Raw genomic sequence first — 3,534 nt, forward strand, 5'->3', positions numbered from 1 at the left:
GCCGCGCTGCAGGCTCTGCGCCTGCCGGGCCTGGAGATCCTGGTCAGTGGTGGTTGAAGATCTTGCGGTGGATGCGCCTTGTCGTCTGCCAGACGGCCAGCAGCACGAAGGGAATGGCCGCCCCCGCCGCCAGCTCGGGCTGTACTGGCAGCCAGCCCTCGGCCTTCAGCGCCTTGAAGAAGTACAGCAGCAGGCTGACGACGTAATAGGTAATGGCCGCGAGCGACAGCCCCTCGACGGTGGCCTGCATGCGCAGCTGCGTGCGCTGGCCTTCGCCGAGCTGGGCCAGCAGTTGCTGGTTCTGCGCCTCGGTGGCGATGTCGACCCGCGTGCGCAGCAGGGCGCTTGCGCGTGAGATGCGTTGTGACAGGCCGGCCAGCCGCTGCGCCGTCGCATTGACCGTCGCGATGGCCGGTGAGAGCCGGCGCTGCATGAACTCGCCCAGCGACTGCCTGCCGGCCACCTTGCCCTCGTGCAACTCGGCCAGACGCTGCTCGACGATGGCCTGGTAGGCCTGGGTGGCRGCAAAACGGTACTGGTGCGAGGCGGTGGCGTGCTCGATGCGCGCGGCCGTCGAGATCAGGTCGTCCAGCAGTTCGGCTTCCGACGCGCCGCGCTTCTCCAGCCGCGCGGTGATGCTGGCCAGCGTGGCCTCCACCTCGGCCAGCGTCGAGCCCAGCGACTTGGCGGCGGGCAGGCCGCGCAGGGCCATCAGGCGGTAGGTCTCCAGCTCCAGCAGGCGCTGGCAGATGCGGCCGGCGCGGGTCTCGGGCGTGCCGGGCTCAGCCAGCACGACGATGTGCTCGAAGCCGGTCGCGCGCAGGCAGAAGTCGGTGACAACCAGGGAATGGCCGCCGCCCATCGTCGACGCGACCGTTGCATGCGCGCCGAACCAGGCCTGGGCCTCGGTCAGGGCGCTGGGCGCGAAAGTCAGCTGCCGCTCGATCATGACGAGCTTGATGGCCGCAAAGGTGCGCCCCGGGATGCGCTCCAGCCAATCCGGTGCGACGCGGAGCGCCAGCGCATCCAGCGTCTGCGCGCTGGCCTCGGCGTCGGCGGGCAGGGGCTGCACGACCGAATAGCGCGTGAACTCGGCATGGCGCTCCCACTTCAGCGAGAACTCGCCGCAGCGCAGGCGCAGAAAGTTTGCGTTCAGCGCCTCCTCGGCCAGCTCGTGCTGGCCGGGCAGCTGGCGCAGGTGGGCATGTTCCTGCGCCCGGCTGATGCCGTCGTTGAGCACGGCGATGTGGACGATGACGGCCGGCAGGCGGATGCGCGCCGGCGGCCGGGCATGCACCTCGTTGTGCAGGGCCAGGCGCAGGGCGTCGTCGGGTGGGAGCAGGCTGTCTTCGTGCATGTTTTGTCCAGGGCCCCAGGCTAGTGCCTAGAGAAGGCAGCAAACCGGATCGATAAGATTTCAGCCTTCGTACATCAGCAGCGGCGGCTTCCGTCTTCAATATGCAAGCTTCATTCCCGGCCGTGGTCATCAGCGGCACCGGCCTGTACCGCCCGCCCCATGTCATCACCAATGCCGAGCTGGTCGAGGCCTTCAACGCCTACGCCGACCTGCAGAACGCCGAGCATGCCGAAGCGATCACGGCGGGCGAACGCTCCGCCTTGACACACTCCAGCGTCGAATTCATCGAGAAAGCCTCGGGCATCAAGCAGCGCTACGTCGTCGACAAGGCCGGCGTGCTGGACCCGACCCGCATGTACCCGCGTTTCACGCCGCGCGGCGACAACGAGATCTCGCTGATGGCCGAGATCGCCGCCGATGCTGCCCGCAAGGCGCTTGAGCAGGCCGGCAAGACCGGCGCGGATGTCGACGCCGTGCTCTGCTCCAGTGCCAATATGCAACGCGCCTACCCGGCCATGGCGGTAGAGATCCAGCAGGCGCTGGGCGCCGGCGGCTACGGCTTCGACATGAACGTGGCCTGCTCCTCGGCCACCTTCGCGCTGGAACAGGCCTTCAACGCGGTGCGTTCGGGCGCCAGCAAATGTGTGCTGGTCGCGAACCCCGAGATCACCTCGGCCCACCTGGAATGGCGCGACCGAGACTGCCACTTCATCTTCGGCGACGTCTGCACGGCCCTCATCGTCGAGCGCGCGGAAGACGCCACCGGCGCCGACCAGTGGGAAATCCTCGGCACGCAGCTCGCCACACAGTTCAGCAGCAATATCCGCAACAACTTCGGCTTCATGAACCGCGCCGAGGACCGTGACCCGAGCGACCGCGACCTGACCTTCTATCAGGAAGGCCGAAAGGTGTTCAAGGAAGTCGTGCCCATGGCCGCGGCCCATATCGAGGCCCACCTGGGCAAGCTGGGCCTGGAGCCAACGCAGATGCACCGCTACTGGCTGCACCAGGCCAACCAGGGCATGAACCAGCTCGTCATCAAGAAGCTGGTGGGTGCGGATGCCGGCAGCGAGATCGCGCCGCTGATCCTGGACGAATACGCCAACACCGCATCGGCCGGCTCCATCATTGCCTTCCACCATCACCGGGGTGACCTGAAGGCTGGCGACGCCGGCGTCATCTGCTCCTTCGGCGCGGGCTATTCCATCGGCAGCGTGGTCGTCAAGAAGCGCTAAAACCGCAGCGAGAGGCCGATCGTCCACGCCCAGTCGGGCGTGTTGTGGTTCAGGCCGCGGAAGACGGCCGTGTCGAGCTGAGCGTCGCTTGTGAGCTGCCAGGCCAGCCCCGTGCCGGCCGTGACGACATTGCCGCCATTGCGGGCCGACGCGATCTGCTGGCCGGCGATCTCGGCAAAGCCGTGCAGCTTCTCGCCCAGCGGGATGCCCAGGCTCGCCGACAGCAGGGCACCCGTGTAGCGCTGGTCGGTGTCGTTGCGATCGATGAAGACGCCAGCCATCGTGCCGAGCGAGTAGCCGGCCGGCAGCTCCCACTGGGCCAGAAAGCTCAGGCCGGGCCGCAAGCCGTGGCCTTTGAACGGCCCGCTGCCTGTCGGTGTCTGCACTTCGAACAGCCAGCCCAGGCCAGGCTTGGCCTCGTCGCCGTCCTGCATCTGCCATTTGAAGCCGGCTGCCAGATCTCCTCGGCCGCTGGCGCTCGGGTTGCGCTGGCGCAGCGCGCCGTCGGTCTCCAGCCGCAACTCCAGGTCATGGCTGACACCCAGGCGCAGCAGCGTCGGCGTCGAGCGCAGCCGCGCCGACGCATCCCGCTGCCAGGCGCCGCTGGTCTCGATCTGGAAGCGGCCTGCGGCCATCACATCGGGGCCGTTGGTGAAGTCGGGCCGGTCGGGGGAGATCGCGTCGTCGGCGTGTGCCGCGGCGCAAACGGCCAGGAGCAGCAGGGCAAGTCTCATGCGAGCCACTCTATCGGCTGAGCTATCGTGGCGGCCATGTCTTCCCTTTCATTTTTCTGGCACGACTACGAGACCTTCGGCCGCGTGCCACGCCGGGACCGCCCGGCCCAGTTCGCCGGCCTGCGCACCGATGCCGAGCTCAACGAGATCGGCGAGCCGCTGATGCTGTACTGCCAGCCGGCCCCGGACTACTTGCCCGACCCCGAGT

Annotated in this window: 4 protein-coding genes; 2 read left to right on the top strand and 2 right to left on the bottom strand. The window is 68.0% G+C overall.

Annotation, left to right across the window (positions count from 1 at the left end):
* Nucleotides 1–43: 43 nt before the first annotated feature.
* Complete coding sequence (locus ACXJKR_RS27425) at nucleotides 44–1,357, bottom strand: DUF3422 family protein (RefSeq protein WP_457325517.1); 1,314 nt, start codon at nucleotides 1,355–1,357, stop codon at nucleotides 44–46.
* Nucleotides 1,358–1,458: 101 nt separating this feature from the next.
* Between ACXJKR_RS27425 and ACXJKR_RS27430 the strand changes: the two genes are divergently transcribed.
* A complete protein-coding gene (locus ACXJKR_RS27430; protein WP_457325518.1) occupies nucleotides 1,459–2,592 on the top strand; it encodes a beta-ketoacyl-ACP synthase III in 1,134 nt (377 codons plus the stop codon).
* On the opposite strand, the gene ACXJKR_RS27435 is transcribed toward ACXJKR_RS27430, so the two are convergent.
* Nucleotides 2,589–3,326 (bottom strand): transporter, encoded by a 738-nt coding sequence (locus ACXJKR_RS27435; RefSeq protein ID WP_457325519.1) that lies wholly within the window; start codon nucleotides 3,324–3,326, stop codon nucleotides 2,589–2,591. The two genes, ACXJKR_RS27430 and ACXJKR_RS27435, sit on opposite strands and share 4 nt — an antisense overlap.
* A gap of 36 nt (nucleotides 3,327–3,362) precedes the next feature.
* Here ACXJKR_RS27435 and ACXJKR_RS27440 point away from each other — a divergent pair.
* Nucleotides 3,363–3,534 (top strand): exonuclease domain-containing protein (locus tag ACXJKR_RS27440; protein WP_457325520.1); only part of this gene is annotated, 172 nt, incomplete at its 3' end.

The organism is Roseateles sp. P5_E11 (assembly GCF_054049355.1).